The 16,886-nt window shown below is 49.1% G+C and carries 16 protein-coding genes; 6 read left to right on the top strand and 10 right to left on the bottom strand.

Features of this window, described 5'->3' with window-relative positions; genetic code table 11:
- Nucleotides 1-98 precede the first annotated feature (98 nt).
- The 9 genes from tyrR to pspA all read right to left on the bottom strand — a co-directional run bounded on the left by tyrR (nucleotide 99) and on the right by pspA (nucleotide 8,246).
- Entirely contained in the window at nucleotides 99-1,661 is a 1,563-nt protein-coding gene (tyrR, locus tag BLW68_RS06715; RefSeq protein ID WP_092791610.1) for a transcriptional regulator TyrR, read from the bottom strand.
- Nucleotides 1,662-1,860: 199 nt separating this feature from the next.
- Nucleotides 1,861-2,202, bottom strand: a complete 342-nt coding sequence (locus BLW68_RS06710) for a 4a-hydroxytetrahydrobiopterin dehydratase (RefSeq protein ID WP_068230013.1) — start codon at nucleotides 2,200-2,202, stop codon at nucleotides 1,861-1,863.
- 9 nt (nucleotides 2,203-2,211) lie between these two features.
- Nucleotides 2,212-3,012 (bottom strand): phenylalanine 4-monooxygenase, encoded by an 801-nt coding sequence (gene phhA / locus BLW68_RS06705; protein WP_092791608.1) that lies wholly within the window; start codon nucleotides 3,010-3,012, stop codon nucleotides 2,212-2,214.
- Nucleotides 3,013-3,196: 184 nt separating this feature from the next.
- Nucleotides 3,197-4,393 carry a trans-sulfuration enzyme family protein gene (locus tag BLW68_RS06700; RefSeq protein WP_092791605.1) on the bottom strand — a complete coding sequence of 399 codons (1,197 nt, stop codon included), beginning with the start codon at nucleotides 4,391-4,393 and terminating at the stop codon, nucleotides 3,197-3,199.
- Between the two features lie 103 nt (nucleotides 4,394-4,496).
- Entirely contained in the window at nucleotides 4,497-5,510 is a 1,014-nt protein-coding gene (locus BLW68_RS06695; RefSeq protein ID WP_092791602.1) for a TIGR01620 family protein, read from the bottom strand.
- On the bottom strand, nucleotides 5,507-6,886 hold the full coding sequence (locus BLW68_RS06690) for a YcjX family GTP-binding protein (protein ID WP_092791599.1): 1,380 nt from the start codon (nucleotides 6,884-6,886) through the stop codon (nucleotides 5,507-5,509). The genes BLW68_RS06695 and BLW68_RS06690 overlap by 4 nt, the downstream gene beginning before the upstream one ends.
- Nucleotides 6,887-6,904: 18 nt before the next feature.
- Nucleotides 6,905-7,321: an envelope stress response membrane protein PspC gene (gene pspC, locus BLW68_RS06685; RefSeq protein ID WP_092791597.1), complete on the bottom strand. Its 417-nt coding sequence runs from the start codon at nucleotides 7,319-7,321 to the stop codon at nucleotides 6,905-6,907.
- Nucleotides 7,314-7,550 carry an envelope stress response membrane protein PspB gene (gene pspB, locus BLW68_RS06680; RefSeq protein ID WP_068229994.1) on the bottom strand — a complete coding sequence of 79 codons (237 nt, stop codon included), beginning with the start codon at nucleotides 7,548-7,550 and terminating at the stop codon, nucleotides 7,314-7,316. The genes pspC and pspB overlap by 8 nt, the downstream gene beginning before the upstream one ends.
- A 24-nt stretch (nucleotides 7,551-7,574) precedes the next feature.
- On the bottom strand, nucleotides 7,575-8,246 hold the full coding sequence (pspA, locus tag BLW68_RS06675) for a phage shock protein PspA (protein ID WP_092791595.1): 672 nt from the start codon (nucleotides 8,244-8,246) through the stop codon (nucleotides 7,575-7,577).
- A gap of 184 nt (nucleotides 8,247-8,430) precedes the next feature.
- On the opposite strand from pspA, the gene pspF reads away from it, so the two are divergent.
- From pspF to BLW68_RS06645, 6 genes are read left to right on the top strand one after another with little or no spacing between them, the layout of a single operon-like run.
- Nucleotides 8,431-9,516 (top strand): phage shock protein operon transcriptional activator, encoded by a 1,086-nt coding sequence (gene pspF, locus BLW68_RS06670; protein WP_092791592.1) that lies wholly within the window; start codon nucleotides 8,431-8,433, stop codon nucleotides 9,514-9,516.
- A 47-nt stretch (nucleotides 9,517-9,563) separates the two neighbouring features.
- On the top strand, nucleotides 9,564-11,156 hold the full coding sequence (locus BLW68_RS06665) for an ABC transporter substrate-binding protein (protein WP_245728290.1): 1,593 nt from the start codon (nucleotides 9,564-9,566) through the stop codon (nucleotides 11,154-11,156).
- Nucleotides 11,153-12,169 carry an ABC transporter permease gene (locus BLW68_RS06660; RefSeq protein ID WP_092791588.1) on the top strand — a complete coding sequence of 339 codons (1,017 nt, stop codon included), beginning with the start codon at nucleotides 11,153-11,155 and terminating at the stop codon, nucleotides 12,167-12,169. Before BLW68_RS06665 ends, BLW68_RS06660 begins: the two co-directional genes overlap by 4 nt.
- A gap of 1 nt (nucleotide 12,170) precedes the next feature.
- Nucleotides 12,171-13,067: an ABC transporter permease subunit gene (locus BLW68_RS06655; protein WP_092791585.1), complete on the top strand. Its 897-nt coding sequence runs from the start codon at nucleotides 12,171-12,173 to the stop codon at nucleotides 13,065-13,067.
- Nucleotides 13,067-14,062, top strand: a complete 996-nt coding sequence (locus BLW68_RS06650; protein ID WP_092791581.1) for a peptide ABC transporter ATP-binding protein — start codon at nucleotides 13,067-13,069, stop codon at nucleotides 14,060-14,062. The genes BLW68_RS06655 and BLW68_RS06650 overlap by 1 nt, the downstream gene beginning before the upstream one ends.
- The gene (locus BLW68_RS06645) at nucleotides 14,059-14,826 is read left to right on the top strand and encodes an ATP-binding cassette domain-containing protein (RefSeq protein ID WP_092791578.1); all 768 of its coding nucleotides are present in this window, start codon (nucleotides 14,059-14,061) and stop codon (nucleotides 14,824-14,826) included. Before BLW68_RS06650 ends, BLW68_RS06645 begins: the two co-directional genes overlap by 4 nt.
- A gap of 48 nt (nucleotides 14,827-14,874) precedes the next feature.
- Here BLW68_RS06645 and BLW68_RS06640 read toward each other — a convergent pair whose 3' ends face one another.
- Nucleotides 14,875-16,782, bottom strand: coding sequence for a SurA N-terminal domain-containing protein (locus BLW68_RS06640; RefSeq protein WP_092791576.1), 1,908 nt, complete (start codon nucleotides 16,780-16,782; stop codon nucleotides 14,875-14,877).
- Nucleotides 16,783-16,886 lie beyond the last annotated feature (104 nt).

Raw genomic sequence — 16,886 nt, 5'->3', positions numbered from 1 at the left:
CTGATACAAAACCGCGACTTTCTGAAAAAGCGATCAAAAAGGGCCGCCAAATCGCTTTGGCAGCCCTGCTACAGTACAGTTTTACGCACAAAGTGTAGTTAAATTTTTACACTCTTACGATTAATACCGTAATCACGTAACTTATTGGCGATGGCGGTGTGGCTTAAACCCAGCTTTTTAGCTAACTGGCGCGAGCTGGGGTAAGCCGGAAACAACTTACGTAACAGATTAGCTTCAAAACGTTTTACCGCTTCGTCCAGGGTGCCGTCAAAATCCTGTTCTAAATAGCCAAAATCATTATTGTAGCTTGGCAGTTGCAGGTGCTCTTTATCGAGTTCAAAGCCTTCAAGCAGTGTAATGGCACGATACAGCGCATTTTCCAGCTGGCGTACGTTACCCGGCCACGGATAATTTTGCAGAAAATTAGCACAGCTATCAGTTAACTTCGGTGCTTTGCGGCCAAGCCGTGCGGCAAAACGGGCAATAAAAAACTCGGCCAGCGGGATCACATCCTGCTTACGATCACGCAATGGCGGTAAAGCCAGCGTCAGCACATTAAGGCGGTAGTATAAGTCTTCACGGAACTTGCCTTCCTGTACCATGCCGGGCAAGTCTTTTTGCGTGGTGCAAATTACCCGCACATCTACTTTTACTTCGTTTTCATCGGCTACACGGCGAAAACTGCCGTCCTGCAAAAAGCGGATCAGTTTGGTTTGCAGCTGGTGCGACATTTCGCCGACTTCATCTAAGAATACCGTGCCGCCATTGGCCAGCTCAAAAATGCCTTTTTTGCCTTCAACAGTACCTGGAAAGGCATTGGCGCCATAACCAAACAGCTCTGACTCCGCTACGTTGTCTGGTAACGAGGCGCAGCTCAGGGCTAAAAAAGGTTTACCGGTGCGGCTACTGGCAGCATGACAAGCTCGCGCCAGTAACTCTTTGCCGGTGCCGGTTTCACCCATAATCAGAATAGGCGCATCCAGCTGCGACATTTTTTTCGCTTCACGCACTACTTTACGCATTAAGTTACTGTGCGCCTGCAGAGTGTTAAAGCTTTCCTGATCACCTTTTTTAAACGCCACCATATGCTGGCCAAGCCGGCTTTCTGATTTTAAATTAATAACCGCACCGGCCAGAATTTCATGGCCGGTTTCATCCGGCACCATCACCGGCAGAATGTCTGCCACAAAGCGCTTGCCGTGAATTTCCAGCCGGCGTGTTTGTGCCAGCACATCATCGCCTTCTAACCAGCGTTGAAAGTTAAACCCTTTAACCATGCCCTGCAGTGACTGGCCGGCAATGGCGTTATGCTCTACCGACAACGCCTCCAGTGCGGCGTCATTAATTACCGTGACATTGGCTTTAATATCCACGGCAATCAGGCCATCCGGCAGGGTTTTAAGTAAGGTAGACAGTTCATTATGCTCACGCTCTGACGGCATAAAAGCGGTGGTTTTAACATCTTCTACGCCGGGGATGCGGCGCATCTTGGTCATTAACTCCTGAAACTTTTCAAAGTTTACCGTCGGAAATGACACGTACATCCGGCTTAAACTGGGATCGACTTCGATACCGCGCAGATCCAGCTGATAACTTACCAGTACATTTAATACTTCCTGTGCCAGGCCGAGCCTGTTCTGGCATTGAATTTCTAAACGCATACCGCAAAGTGTCCCAAGACCAAGTAATTAACAACATAATACGGTATAACGCTAAGAAGAGACCAGTAGTTTTGTAAAGAAATGTGAACAAAAAGACGATTTAGCAGGTTATTGCGACAAGTAGCAACTAAGACAACGCGGCAGTGAACAACAAAAGACAGCAATGAGTGGCGCCCCAGCACCACTCACCCAAAGAACATTAAGCGGACAGTAAAGCATCCGTTTTGGCTGCACAGATAAAGTCATTTTTATGCAAGCCTTTAATCGAGTGCGACCACCAGGTTACCGTTAATTTACCCCACTCCAGCAACAGCGCAGGATGATGCCCTTCGGCTTCTGCCAACTCAGCCACTTTGTTATGAAATGCCCAGGCTAACTTAAAGTTTTTAAACTTAAACTCGCGCTCCAGTTGCAAAATACCGTCACGCACTACCGGCGTCCAATCGGGGATCTGCCGCATTAACTCAGGCAGCTCGGCGTCAGACACTTTAGGCGCATCAGCGCGGCAGGCTTCACATTGCATTGCTTTTAATTCAGACATTCTGTAATCCTAACTTGCTTGTTTTTCTTTGGGCGGAAATTTTGGCGCATGCAGCCCCAATGCTCTGGCCTGTTCAACCAGCGCCATCATATCCAGATGGGCAATATCAAACAGCTGGTCAATACGTTCAATCATAAAATACACCGGCTGCATAATGTCGATACGGTAAGGTGTACGTAATACATCTACCGCATCAAAGGGTTTACGCTCAGGCACTGCAGATTCGAGTGCATAGGTGGTTTCACCCGGCGACGATAAAATACCGCCGCCATATATGCGTAAACCATCAGGTGTGTTTAACAAACCAAATTCAATAGTAAACCAGTATAAGCGGGCCAGATAAACGCGGTCCTGCTTGTTGGCTGACAGGCCCAATTTACCGTACATATGGGTAAATTCGGCAAAAGCCGGATTGGTGAGCATAGCACAGTGGCCGAATATCTCATGGAACACATCCGGCTCCTGCAGATAATCAAACTCTTCCCGGCTGCGGATAAAGGTCGCCACCGGAAACCGCTTATTCGCCAACAGCTCAAAAAACTTATCAAAGCTGATTAACGCCGGTACTTCAGCACATTCCCAACCGGTAGTAGCGCGCAATACCTTGCTGACTTCTTCCAATTGCGGAATGCGATCGGTTGGCAGCTGTAACTTTTCTAAACCAGCCATATATTCATCGCAGGCTTTGCCTTTAATGACACTTAGCTGGCGTGTGATCAGTTCATGCCAAATTTGGTTTTCTTCATCTGACCAGGCGATAAAGCCTTGCTCGTCAGGCTGACGGGAGACATATTTACTCGACTTACTCATAAACAACCTGTTGAATATTCTGTTATACGGGAGTGTCCCGCTTATCTGCTATTGAATTATTATTGCTGTAGCGGCAGATAATTAGTTAATGCGGATACTAAGCGATAGTGCGGCAAGAGTTAATCTCGTTGCCGCCTAAAGTTGGCTACAGCAGCGTAAACATAGCCTTACAACAGCTTAACTCTCAGCGCTGGCGTTGCTGCATTTTATCCAGTGCCTGCGCCAGATCGGCGATAATATCATCAACATGCTCTAACCCTACCGAAACACGGATTAAGCCATCACTGATGCCGGCCATTTGCCGCTCTTCTGCAGTGTAAGGGCTGTGTGTCATCGAGGCCGGATGCTGAATAAGCGACTCGGCATCGCCCAGGCTTACGGCCAGGCTAAGCAGACGACACTGGTTGATAAAATAGCGGCTGTCGTCCAGGCTGGCATTTAGCTCAAAAGCCAGCACGCCACCGGCGGCTTTCATCTGGTTGCCAATAAATTTAAAACCCGGGTGCGACGGTAAGCCGGGGTAAAACACTTCGCGCACCGCAGGGTGTGCCTGCAGATATTCCGCTACCGTCTGCGCATTGCTGCAGTGGCGCTCCAACCGCACCGACAGCGTTTTTAAACCGCGGATAATCAGCCAGGCATCATGTGGGCTAATGGTGGCACCCATATCTTTTAATGTGGTCAGTTTAATGGTTTTTATCGTTTCGGCGTCCGATACAATTAGCCCCGCCACTACATCACCGTGGCCGTTCAGGTATTTGGTAGCGCTGTGGATCACAATATTGATGCCGTAATCGGCCGGCTTTTGCAGCAACGGTGTAAGAAACGTATTGTCTATCACTGAAATCAGCTGATGGCGCCGGCAAAAATCACCGAGAAAGGCCAGATCCAATACCACCAGATTTGGGTTTATCGGTGTTTCGGCAAACAGCATTTTGGTATTAGGTTTAATCGCTTGCTCAACCGCAGCATGGTTTGTCATATCGACAAAGCTAACCTCAATGCCATAGCGGGCAAACATATGGTTAAACAGCGCAAAGCTGCAACCGTAAATGGCTTTACTGGCAATTAAATGATCGCCCTGCTGCAAAAAGGCCATAGTGCTGGCCGCCACAGCGCCCATACCGGTAGCCGTGGCAGCGGCATCAGCCATGCCTTCCAGCGCTGCTATTTTCAGCTCCAGCTCGCGGGTGGTCGGGTTACCCAGCCGGGTGTAAATATAGCCTTCAGCTTCACCGGCAAAACGGGCTGCGCCCTGCTCGGCATTATCAAAAATAAAAGTGGAAGTTTGGTACAGCGGCGTAGCTAAAGTACCGTGTTGATTTTTTTCTTTACCGGCGTGAATACACAGGGTTTCGGCTTTTTTATTATTGTCATGCATAAAGTTACTGCTACTGAAAGTTAAAGTCGCTGTAACAAATAGCAGAAACTAATATTAATGGAAGCACGCCAGACATCTTGCAGTCTGGCGGTATCAGAAAAGTTTATCCGGTACTGTCAGCTTTAGTTTGCGCAGCAGTGCTAAAACGTTGCAATAACGCACGGCCAAGCGATTTAATACTGACTTTGGCAGCAGCCGTCACCGGTAGTGGCCGCAACTGTTGCTGCGCCAGATTACCAAGGCGGGCCACCAATAAACCGGCAATCACACCCTGCCCGGCCCGGGCCGATAACTTAGCCGTTAACTCGCTGCCAATAACGTCGGATGCCATATCCAGCGCCAGCTCTGAGCCCCCAGCCCATAATAATGCCGCAAACAGCCGCTTTAACAGCACCATACTGCGCAGCTGGCCGATAGCGCCACCGTAAAGCTGTGCCAGTTCACGCACTAAACGGCTGCTGCGCCACAACACCAATATCATATCGGCCAACGCAAAGGGGCTTATTGCCACCGCCATACTGGTATCTGTGGCAGCGCGATAAATGATTTGCTGTGCCTGTTTATCCAGCACGGATAAAACAAAATGTTCAAACAACGCCAGTTGTTCTTCATCGCTATGCTCATCTTTTACTGCCGCGTGCCACTGGCTTATCGCAGCGCTAATATCAGGGTTTGCCGGCAAACTGGCAGCCACCGCCTGACACAGCTTTTGCGCTTCGCCAAATTGTACGCTGTGGCGGATACGCTGTGCGCTTTGCTGCCAATGCCGGTTGCGAGCTAAACGGCGCCATAGTTTTACTTCACGCCACACCAGGCTGGTTAGCAACACCAGTACAGCCACAGTAACCAGGCTGAGCAGGCCGCCCTGCAGCACACTTTGTTGCCAGCTGTGTTGCAACATTACCCCCCATTGCCAAACCGACAGCACGACAATAGTCAGCAAGGTTGCCGCAGACAAGCGCCACCACCAGCGGTTAGTTTTTACCGGCTTGGCAGGCTCTGCTGCAGGTGCACTGATAAAGTTGTCGTCGTGGTAATAACTGGCGCTTTTTAACTCAATGGCCTCTGGCGTCAGCTTTAGTTGGTTAAAATGACGGGCCTGCTTTAATTCGCTCATCGTAATTTGTCTCCAAGGATAAACTGCAGTACATGGTCCATCCGCACATGAGGTAAAGCCTGAGTATCGTTCCACGGCAGCGGCCGCAGTGGTAAAAAAGCGAACTTGTGTTGTTCAAACACCTCTTGAGGTGGCACGGTTGGCGGTATGTCGCCGGGGAAATAGGTCAGCGCCTGTTGATCCAACCCGGTACCACTGATGCAGGGTTGTGCCAAACCGTCCGCCTGGACAAAACCGCTGCTGCTGGCACGTATTGCGGCTATCGCCATGGCTTCAGTGGTAGCTGCCTGATACTGGCTGTTTTTCAGCGGCTGCTGTAATAACTGTTGCAACAGCAAAGTAAGGGCCTTGTGTTGCTCTGGCGTAGCATGATCAGACTTACTGGCTGCAAATAGTACTTTGCTGATTTTCGGCTTAAACAACCGGCTTAACAGGCTGGACGGGCCATAATTAAAGCTTTGTAAAATAAGCCGCAGGGCCTGCTGCAGCTCAGTAATAGCTGCATAACCGGCATTGAGTGCCGATAGGCAATCGACCAGAATAACCTGACGGTCAAGCGCTGAAAAATGTTGCTGGTAAAAGGGCTTGATTACATGTTTGCGATAGCTGTCGTAGTGCTGCTCTAACTGGGTTGCCAGGGCAGAGGGTTGCTCTGCCTGCTGCGGTAACAATGGAAATAACTGCAGCATAGGGGCGCCCGACAATACACCCGGCACCAGTAAACGGCCAGGCTGGTTTAAATAAGCACCGGGCGTTTGATGAAATTGTGTCAGTAACTGTTTATAGCTGTCAGTAAGCTGCTGCAGATGTAATTCGCTGGCGTCCTGCAAATCGGTGTTTTGCAGCAACTGTGCAAACGGTTGTGCCGCTGCACTGCGATGCGTTTTGGCAAACAACTGCCAGCTAAACTCACACCACTGGGCGTAACTCATATCCAGCATCGGTAAATCCAGTAACCATTCACCGGGATAGTCAATAATATCCAACGCCAGTTCGCTGTGGCTCTGCAAATGAGAGCGTAAACCTGACGCAGCTTTATAGCGCAATTGCAGGCTTAACTGACTCCACCCCGTGGTTGATGGTGGCCAGGCCGGTGGGGTTTGCTGCAGATACTGCAGGTTTTGCTCCAGTGGAAAGCGCGGCACTGCCAGTACCTGGCTTGCCAAACGCCCACCCAGATAGCGTTGCTCACGTACCACATCAAAAAATGGCAAATTAGACGGCTGATCGCCCTGCGTTAACTGATGCACTAATGAGGTAATAAACGCGGTTTTACCTGAGCCACTAAGCCCGGTAACTCCCAGGCGTAAATGACGATCAAAGGCACGGCCTGTCAGCTCGCGCCTTTGATGCTGAAGATGCTTAAATACATTCATAAGCTAAGGCTTACCACCCTAGAGGCTGTTAAATTCGCGGTTTAACTGAAATTTAGCTGATGTCACGTGGCGCTCAAGATCGCGCAACCGTAGCTCCAACCCATTAAACTGGCTGGCTAAATGCTGCAGCGCGTCTTTTGGCGCTTCACCGCGCTGCCATACCCGGGTTTTTACCTCTACCACCTTCTCTGTTGCCGGGCTTAAATCAGCCGTAGTTGTTGCTTTGAAGGCGGCCTTGGACTTTTTTTCCAGCACCACCCAGGCAGCAATATACAACACTGAAACCAACCCACCGGCACCGAGGAAAAATGCCGATACGGTAATAATACGTACCAGCCAGAGTTCCCAGCCAAAGTAGTCGGCAATACCGGCGCACACGCCGGCTATCTTGCCATTGGCATCATCACGTAACAGTTCACGTTTAAGTTTAGTCATGTGAAGATCTCCATTTGGGACTTTCTGCATCTAAAATGGCTTCGAGCGTTTTAATGCGATCAGCCATTTTCTCTGCCCGGTGTGCCAGATCATTTAACTGTAACAGCTCCTGATCTGACAACCCCTGCCCCATTTTGTTCTTGCTACGGTAATGCATGATTACCCAGATCGGTGCCACAAAAATCATAAACAGGATAATTGGTACACCAATGACTTCTGACAAATCCATGAGTTACTCCTAAACGCCTGCTGCTCAGGCGTCTTGATCTTTCTGGTTAACTTTAGCTTTTAATGCCGCCAGTTCATTGTCAATTTTGTCCTGTGCAGCCAGTTCAGCAAACTCATCTTTTAAGGTTTTCTTACCTAAGTCATAGGCTTCAACCTGAGCTTCCAGCGTATCAATTTTCTGCTCGTAACGCTCAAATTTATACATCGCATCGTTAATACGATTGCTGTCCAGTGTCTTTTTCACTTCCAGACGTGATGCCACCGTTTTCTGGCGCATCAACATAGACTTCTGCCGTGCTTTGGCATCTGCCAGTTTTTCCTGTAACTGTGCCACTTCGTCCTGCAACTTGCTGATATGCTCGTCCAGATTAGTAATGTCTGCTGCCACTGCATTGGCCTGATCCGCAGCTTTTTGGCGCTCAATCAGCGCAGAGCGCGCTAAATCTTCGCGTTCTTTGCTAAGCGCCAGCTCGGCCTTAGCCTGCCAGTCAGCAACTTCTTCCTGCAAACGGTTCACCACCCGCTGTAACTCTTTTTTCTCAGCGATGGTTTTAGCCGAAGAAGAACGAACTTCTACTAAGGTGTCTTCCATTTCCTGAATAATCAACCGGACCATTTTTTCCGGATCTTCGGCTTTATCTAACAGCGCGTTGATATTTGAGTTCACTATGTCTGAGAAGCGTGAAAAAATACCCATAATATTTACCTCTTAAATGACTGGTTTAGTACAACCTAATCTATTCAGTTTCCTTGCCAACTTTGCAAATTATTTTAAACCAATGATTAGTATCAATTTTTATTTATTTTGCATTAAAGCTTCTGCTGGCGGATATTATGAAATACACTACTAATTAGCCAATTTAACTAACAAATAGCACGCCATGAGCATAAAATTCAAACAAGATAATCTGGTGGGCCAGTCTAACAGTTTTCTGAATGTGCTGGATCAGGTCTCGCAAATAGCGCCGTTAGACAAGCCGATATTAATTATTGGTGAACGTGGCACCGGTAAAGAACTCATCGCCGCCCGCCTGCACTTTTTGTCGCAACGCTGGGATCAGCAATACCTTACGCTTAACTGCGCCTCATTAAACGAAAACCTGCTGGAAAGTGAGCTATTCGGTCACGAAGCCGGCGCCTTCACCGGCGCCAGTAAACGCCATGAGGGCCGTTTTGAACGGGCTCATGGCGGCACTTTGTTTCTGGATGAGCTGGCCAACACGCCAGGCTTAGTGCAGGAAAAGCTGCTTCGGGTAATTGAATATGGCGAATTTGAACGCGTAGGTGGCAGCCGTTCAATAAAAACCGACGTCAGGCTGATTTGTGCGACTAACGAAGATTTACCGGTATTAGCCGAGCAGGGCGAATTTCGGGCCGACTTACTCGACCGGCTGGCGTTTGATGTTATTACCTTGCCGCCAATGCGTGAGCGCCAGGAAGACATTATGGTACTGGCAGAACATTTTGCCATTAATATGGCGCGCGAGCTGGGTTTTGAGTTATTCAGCGGTTTTAGTGAAAAAGCCAAACGCACCCTGCTTGATTACCACTGGCCCGGGAATGTGCGCGAACTGAAAAACGTGGTAGAGCGCAGCGTATACCGCACTAATAATGCTTATGTACCGGTACACGACATTCAGCTAGACCCGTTTGAGTCACCTTACCGGCCCAGACAACGCATTAAAGCGCCGCGCCAGCAGGCACAAGCCTTGCCGGCTCAGGACAGCACGAATGCGTTGCCTGTTGCTACAACGGCCGTAGTTGCCGCAAAAAGTAACCTGTTCGATTTTAGCCAGGTGCAGGATTTTAAAACCCTGTCGCAGGATTTTGAGGTAAGCCTGATTAAACAGGCCCTGGCTGCCAGCCAGTATAACCAGAAAAAAACGGCTGAACTGCTGAATCTGACCTATCATCAGCTACGCGGTTATATGAAAAAATATCAGTTACTGGAAAGCCAACAAGCATGAATGTCAGCTTTGGTCAGATAATACTGCCAGCACCCGGACGCCATTTTTTGTCACTGTTTTTGGCAGCCTCCTTAGGCGCCTGTCAGCCGCAATTGCCTGAAACCGTGCGCAGTGGTTTAGTATATTGCTCTGAAGGCTCACCCGAGTCGTTTAACCCGCAGCTGGTAACATCCGGCACAACCATTGATGCTATCAGCCAGCAATTATATGACCGTTTGCTGGATATTGACCCGCAAAGTGGCGAGCTTAAACCTTTACTGGCCACCCAATGGCAAGTAAATGACCATGGCACTGTGTATGAGTTTACCCTGCGTCCGGATGTGCAGTTTCATCAAACCGAATACTTTAGCCCCAGCCGGGCCTTTAACAGCGAAGATGTGGTATTTACCTTTAACCGTATTATGGATAAAAACCATCCTTTTCATTATCAGGGTGGCGGTAATTACCCGTTTTTCCAAAGTGTTGACTGGGCCAATTTGGTTGAACGTGTGGTAGCTACCAGTGATAACACTGTGCGGTTTGAATTGAACCGGCCGGACAGCTCGTTTTTATCTAATCTGGCTACTGATTTTGCCGCCATTTTATCGGCAGAATACGGCGCTGCCGTGCTTGAGCAAGACCAGCCCGGTCGCATTGACAGCCATCCGGTTGGTACCGGGCCGTTTCGCTTTAAAGAGTATCAAAAAGACGTACTGATACGATATTACCGCCACAAAACCTACTGGCGTGAACTGGCTAAGCCAGAGCAACTGGTGTTTGACATAGTGCCAAACAATGCCCGGCGTATGGCGAAACTGTTTACCCACGAATGTGATGTGGTGGCCTTTCCGCGCGTGGCTGAACTTGGCCTGATCAGCCAGCGGCCAGATGTCGACGTGCAGGAAAGCACCAGTATGAACGTTGGTTTTTGGGCATTTAATACTGCCAAGCCGCCTTTTGACAACGCCAAGGTGCGGCTGGCACTGGCAATGGCTATTAACCGCGAAGCCATTTTACAGGCGGTGTATTTTGGTTATGCCACTGCAGCAAACTCCGTATTACCACCTACCTCCTGGGCTTATAATGCTGAGTTGCCGTTATTACCTTTTGATCAAACCCAGGCTAAAGCATTATTGGCTGAAGCTGGCTATGCCAATGGCTTTAGTATGGATATCTGGGCAATGCCGGTGCAACGCCTGTATAACCCTAACGCCTTGAAAATGGCCGAAATGATGCAGGCAGATCTTGCGCAAATTGGTGTCAGGGCCACGATAGTATCTTATGAGTGGAACAGTTTTCGCCGTAAACTCAGTAACAACGAGCATGACTCAGTACTCATTGGCTGGTCGGCCGATAATGCCGATCCGGACAACTTTTTCCGGCCGCTGTTAAGCTGCAGTGCAGCACAGACCGGCACTAACCGCGCCAACTGGTGTGATGCTAACTTTGATCGTCTTATCAGCCAGGCATTGCTGACATCGGATCAAAAACAACGACGCAGCTATTACATGGCGGCTCAGCAATATCTTGCCGAGCAAATGCCGTTGCTGAGCATTGCGCACTCGCAACGCTTTCAGGCGCTTAACAGCGACATCAGCGGCATTGACATTAATCCTTATGGCGGTATCTCGCTGGCAACAGCCGTTAAGGATGTTAAATGACCCTGTATTTATTGCGCCGTCTGTTTTTACTGGTTTTTGTCTTTATTGCTCTGAGCATACTGGCATTTAGCCTGGGGTATCTGTTTCCGGGTAATACGCTGCAAAATTTTACCGGCCTGACCGATATATCTGCTGAACTGGCCACCCAATTAACGGCAGAGTACCGCTTAGATAGCGGCTACATACAACAATATATTGCCTACCTGCAGCGTATTTTCAGTGGCGATTGGGGCCTGTCTTTTGCCAGTAAACAACCACTGCTGCAGGAAATAAAAATACTGCTGCCAGCCACTTTAGAACTGGCGGCTTATGCTCTGCTGGTGTCATTTTTTGTCGGTATTCCACTGGGTATTATTGCTGCAATAAAACCGGAAGGTATTATCAGCCGCATTATTTCCGCACTGGCGATAGCAGGTTATTCCATACCGGTATTCTGGTGGGCACTGCTACTGATTATGCTGTTTTCGCTTGGTCTGGGCTGGTTGCCAACGGCTGGTCGCATTGGCGTCTTGTATGAAATTCCGCATGTTACCGGTTTTATGCTGGCAGATATTCTGTTGGCCAACAGCCAGCACCAGACAGAAGCTCTGCTTAATGCGCTGCGCCACACATTACTGCCAACGATAGTGCTGGCAACCTTCCCCACCACCGTGATGATCCGTTTCACCCGGGATTCGATGCTGGATGTCTGGGAACAAAGTTATATAAAAACCGCACGCGCCAAAGGGCTTAACCGGGCGCAAGTACTGTACCGGCATGCTTTGCGTAACGCCCTGCTGCCGGTTATCCGTCAGATAGGCCTGCAATTTAGCACCCTTATAACGCTGGCGATGATTACTGAAGTTATTTTCTCCTGGCCGGGTATTGGCCGTTGGCTGATAGACAGTATTTATCAGCGTAATTACCCGGCAATTCAGGCCGGCTTACTGGTTATCTCAACCCTGGTTATTAGTGTAAATATGTTGACAGAAATCCTGCATACGCTGTTTAACCCTCTAGCAAGGAAGCGCTGAGATGGCCCGCTTTCGTTTATTACCGGATGAGCAACACGCCCGCTCGCCGCTGCTATTGCTATGGCGCGAATTTGCCCGCCAGCACAGTGCTATGTCGGGGCTGGTGTTGTTTATACTGTTTTTTCTGCTGGCCATACTTTCGCCACTGCTGACACCACATGATCCCTACATGCAAAACGATACCCTGCTGCTGATTGCCCCCTCATGGTCTGAACAAGGGCTGGTGCAATATCCGTTTGGTACCGATGATTTGGGCCGTGATATGTTCTCCCGTATGCTGATGGGAGCCCGCTATACTTTTGGTATTGCTCTTATTACGGTAGTGGGCGCTTTACTGATAGGCTTATTGCTGGGTGTACTGGCAGGTATGAGTAAGGGAGTCAAATCCAGTGTATTTAACCATGTGCTCGATTTAGCGCTGACAATCCCCTCCTTGCTGTTAGCCATTATTATCGTGGCCATACTCGGCCCCGGCCTGTTAAACACCTTGTGGGCCATTATGCTGGCTTTACTGCCACAATTTGTTCATAGCATACGTAATGCTATAGCCGAGCAGCTGAATCAGGATTATGTCACCGCTTACCGCTTAGACGGTGCCAGTAACTGGCAGGTACTGACCCGGCTTATTTTACCCAATATCTGGGAGCGGTTAACCGTGACCGCGACTATGGCATTATCAACGGCTATTCTCGACATTGCTGCGCTGGGCTTTTTAGGTCTCGGCGCCCAGGCTCCTACGGCAGAATGGGGCGCTATTATTGCTGACTCGCTGGATCTTATTTATGTTGCCCCTGTAGGCGTTGCACTGCCTGGGCTACTGATCTTTACCGCAGTATTGTCGGTTAATCTGGTGGGCGATGGCCTGCGTAACGCCATGAAAAAACGGCGGGAAAACTAATGCTGTTACTCGACATTAAAAACCTGACCATAGAGCTGAAAACTCCCGATGGCTTAATCCGAGCTGTTGACCGGGTTAATCTTAGTTTGCGTGAAGGTGAAACCCGCGGCCTGGTGGGTGAATCTGGCTCAGGTAAAAGCCTTATTGCCAAAGCTATTGTTGGCGTACTGAACAAGCGCTGGCTGGTCAGTGCCGATCGCTTTAACTGGTGTGGGCAGGATTTGCTGCGTCTACCCTACGATCAGCAGCGCAAAGTAATTGGCCGTGACATCGCCATGATATACCAGGAGCCTAGTCGTAGCCTCGACCCTACCGCAGCGATACTGGAGCAGCTCGAAGAAGCGATTCCCGACCACCTGTTGGAAGGCCCCTGGTGGAAACGCGGCTATCTGCGCCGGCGCAAAGCTATTGGTTTACTGCATAAAGTAGGTGTGCGCGACCATCAGGCTGTTCTGCAAAGTTACCCTTATCAGTTATCTGAAGGCGTTTGCCAGAAGATCATGATCGCTATGGCCATTGCCAAGGCGCCGAAGCTATTGATTGCTGATGAACCCACTACAGCGCTGGAAAGCACCACCCAGGCGCAACTGTTTCGTCTGCTGGCCAGCTTTAACCAGCTAAAAGGTACATCTGTATTGCTGATAAGCCATGAGCTGGAAAGCATAGCCCGCTATACCCAAAGCCTGAGTGTGTTGTACTGTGGTCAGCTGGTTGAAGCAGGCGAAACCGCCAGCATTCTCAAACAGCCTTATCATCCCTACACCCATGCACTGATTAAAAGCGTACCGGAATTTCAACCTAACCTGCAGCCGAAAACACCATTATATGCACTGCCTGGCAGTATTCCGGTGCTGCAGCATCTGCCTATAGGCTGCCGCCTGGGCCCACGCTGCCCCAATGCCCGCAAGGAATGTGTGAAAACACCCACCCTGGAGCGCTTACAAAATCATTACTACAGTTGTCATTTTCCTTTAACCGGTAAAAAAGACTTATGAACACCCTGCTTGAAGTCAGAGAGCTGTGTAAAACCTATCGCAAACAAAGCGGCTGGTTCAGTCAACGCAGCGTTATTGCCCTGCAAAATATCAGCTTTACACTGGCCGAAGGTAAAACCCTGGCCATTGTTGGTGAAACCGGATCGGGCAAAAGTACGTTGGCAAAACTACTGGTAGGAATTGAAAAACCAGACAGTGGCGAGATCCTGCTGGCCGGCCAGCCAGTTCAGATCAGCCACTACCGGCAATATAACCATGTGATCCGGTTTATTTTTCAGGATGCGGCAAAGTCACTAAACCCGCATCAGAAGATAGGCCAGATGCTGGATGACGTCTTGCGTTTTAGCACGGTATTAGACCCGCAGCAACGTAAGCAGAAAATCCGCCAGACATTAAAACAACTCGGTTTGCTGGATGAACACAGTGAATACTACCCGCATATGTTTTCCGGCGGTCAGTTACAACGGGTGGCACTGGCCAGGGCACTGATCCTTGACCCTAAACTGCTTATTTTAGATGAAGCGCTTACCGCACTTGACCCATCACTACGGGCACAAATTGTAAACCTGTTGCTGGAATTGCAGCAAAAATCCGGTCTGGCTTATCTGCTAATCACCAACCATTTGCGGCTGGTGCGCCATATCGCTGACGATTTACTGGTACTGCATCAGGGCACAGCGCTGGATTACGGTAACACTGCACACGTATTTGCTCATGCCGAGCATGACTACAGCCGCAAACTGATTAATAGCGCTATTACATAAAAAAACCGTGGCAAGCCACGGTTTTTTATCGATGTATCTGTATGTATGTTACTGAGTATCCGTCACGGCTTCACGCAGATTACGGCTTATGTCAGCTTTGGCTTTTAACGCTGCAATTACCGCACGGTAATGCTGTTCGGCTTGCTGCTCGGCCAAACGCTCCAGTTGGGCAGGTTCTGGCACCATTGTTACTTCGGCATCTTTCACTGCCAGCACAGATACCAGCGCAGTATCGCCATTGGCCAGCGTTGCCAGCTCAATAGCCGGTTTATCGGCCGGGCGAGGCATAGCGAAAGCTTTAGCACGAATTTGTCCATCCAGAGTGCCACCAAAGCGTGGTGTGTCTACAGACTGCTCCAGCGTCAACGATGCCTGCTCTGCCTGAGCCTTTAAACTGCTCTGTGCAGCGCCAGCCAATATCTCTTCGCCTTTCGCTTTAGCTAACAATGAGCTTTGCTCTGCGCGAACAGCCGCTTCCACCTGAGCTTTAACTTCTTCCAGTGATTGCGTACGTTTTGGCTGGTAATCGGTAACACGCACTACGATAGCGCGTTGATTATCCAGTTCAATAACTTCACTGTTTAGCCGCTCTTTAATAAAGCCACTATCGAAAATTTTACTCATTACTGCAGGTGCAGATAAAGGCGCAGTTGCTTCATTGCGGCTAAATAACGGTGTTGAAATGACCTTAGCATCTACCGCTGCTGCTGCATCTTCGAGTGTATCAGGCACTTCAAAACTCACTTCGGCCAAACGTTGCTGCACCTCGTAAAACTTTGCAGTTGCAGCATCTTGCTTAATGCTATTAGCTATATCTGCTGATACGTCAGCCAGCTCTTGCACCTGGGCTGGTTCCAGAGTAACCAGCTTAATAATATGGTACCCATAAGCGCTTCTTACCACAGGGCTAAGTTCGCCGGCTTCTTTCATACCAAAAGCAACGCGCTCGAATTCAGGGTCAACATCACCGGCTGCTAACCAGTCCAGCACACCACCGTTTTCTGCAGAAAAGGTATCGGCAGATTCTGCTTTAGCCAGCTGCGCAAAATCAGCACCGGCTTTTAACTGCTGTAAAATCGCCTCTGCTTTTGCGGCAACTTCTGCATCATCTTCTTCTGCTTCCAGCATAATATGCGCAACCTGGCGACGTTCGTCACGGGTGTAACGGGCTTTATTAGCCTGGTAATAATCGGCCACTTGCTGCTCAGTAACTTCAGTATCTGATGCCAGCGCTGCAGCGGATACCTCAACATAGTTAACGGCAACTTTTTGCTCTGTCTCAAATTGTTGCAGGTTCGTTGTGTAGTAGTCTTGCAGCATTTGCTCTGTCAGTTCTACCTTAGCGGCAAAATCAGCTGCGGCAATACGCACAAATTCGATATCACGGCTTTGTTGCTGTAATTTAGCCAGTAACTGCATATCTTTAACTGTGGCAAATTCGCTACTCAGTAAACCAATTAATAACTGGTTACGCGACATTTGCTCACGCATCAGTTCACGGAACTGATCCGGCTGATAACCGGCCTGACGCAATAAAGCCTGATAACGGTCATTATTAAACTGGCCGTCAACCTGAAATTCTGTCATACCGCGGATAGCTTCACGCACCTGATCATCACTAACACGCAAGCCAAGCTCTGCAGCAAATTGCTTTTGCAAGGTCTCGTCGATAAGACGTTCCAGCACTTCGCTACGAAAATTATTCATATAAGCGCTATCAGCTGCCAGGGTGGCGTACATTTCACCAAACTGCTGTTGCAGTCGTGACCGCTCATTCTGAAATGCCTGGTCAAAGTCTGCACGGCTGATTTTTTCACCGTTAACCTCTGCCACATTAACTTCAGCAGGTTTACTTAAATAACTGCCAACACCTGCTAATGCGAACGTCAGGATCACTAAGCCTAAAATAGACTTGGCAATGATTCCCTGCGAGCCTTCTCTGATTCTCTCTAACATCTTAGCACGATCTCTTTATTCATCTTTAACGGCTGGGAGGCAACAAAAACGCATCTTGGTTGCCGTAAAAAAAAACGCATCTTAACAGATGCGCTTTTTTTAGA

Origin of the sequence: Rheinheimera pacifica (assembly GCF_900108485.1) — a bacterium.
Classification (GTDB): Bacteria; Pseudomonadota; Gammaproteobacteria; order Enterobacterales; family Alteromonadaceae; genus Alishewanella; species Alishewanella pacifica.
The sequence above is the reverse complement of the archived record's forward strand: the minus strand, read 5'-3'. Positions and strand labels throughout refer to the sequence as shown.

Coding starts and splice junctions, on each gene's coding strand:
- tyrR (WP_092791610.1), bottom strand. CDS start 1,661: ATGCGTTTAGAAATTCAATGCCAGAACAGGCTCGGCCTGGCACAGGAA.
- pspB (WP_068229994.1), bottom strand. CDS start 7,550: ATGGATTTGTCAGAAGTCATTGGTGTACCAATTATCCTGTTTATGATT.
- BLW68_RS06650 (WP_092791581.1), top strand. CDS start 13,067: ATGCTGTTACTCGACATTAAAAACCTGACCATAGAGCTGAAAACTCCC.
- BLW68_RS06640 (WP_092791576.1), bottom strand. CDS start 16,782: ATGTTAGAGAGAATCAGAGAAGGCTCGCAGGGAATCATTGCCAAGTCT.
- BLW68_RS06660 (WP_092791588.1), top strand. CDS start 11,153: ATGACCCTGTATTTATTGCGCCGTCTGTTTTTACTGGTTTTTGTCTTT.
- BLW68_RS06710 (WP_068230013.1), bottom strand. CDS start 2,202: ATGTCTGAATTAAAAGCAATGCAATGTGAAGCCTGCCGCGCTGATGCG.
- BLW68_RS06645 (WP_092791578.1), top strand. CDS start 14,059: ATGAACACCCTGCTTGAAGTCAGAGAGCTGTGTAAAACCTATCGCAAA.
- BLW68_RS06655 (WP_092791585.1), top strand. CDS start 12,171: ATGGCCCGCTTTCGTTTATTACCGGATGAGCAACACGCCCGCTCGCCG.
- pspA (WP_092791595.1), bottom strand. CDS start 8,246: ATGGGTATTTTTTCACGCTTCTCAGACATAGTGAACTCAAATATCAAC.
- pspF (WP_092791592.1), top strand. CDS start 8,431: ATGAGCATAAAATTCAAACAAGATAATCTGGTGGGCCAGTCTAACAGT.
- phhA (WP_092791608.1), bottom strand. CDS start 3,012: ATGAGTAAGTCGAGTAAATATGTCTCCCGTCAGCCTGACGAGCAAGGC.
- BLW68_RS06695 (WP_092791602.1), bottom strand. CDS start 5,510: ATGAGCGAATTAAAGCAGGCCCGTCATTTTAACCAACTAAAGCTGACG.
- BLW68_RS06690 (WP_092791599.1), bottom strand. CDS start 6,886: ATGAATGTATTTAAGCATCTTCAGCATCAAAGGCGCGAGCTGACAGGC.
- BLW68_RS06700 (WP_092791605.1), bottom strand. CDS start 4,393: ATGCATGACAATAATAAAAAAGCCGAAACCCTGTGTATTCACGCCGGT.
- pspC (WP_092791597.1), bottom strand. CDS start 7,321: ATGACTAAACTTAAACGTGAACTGTTACGTGATGATGCCAATGGCAAG.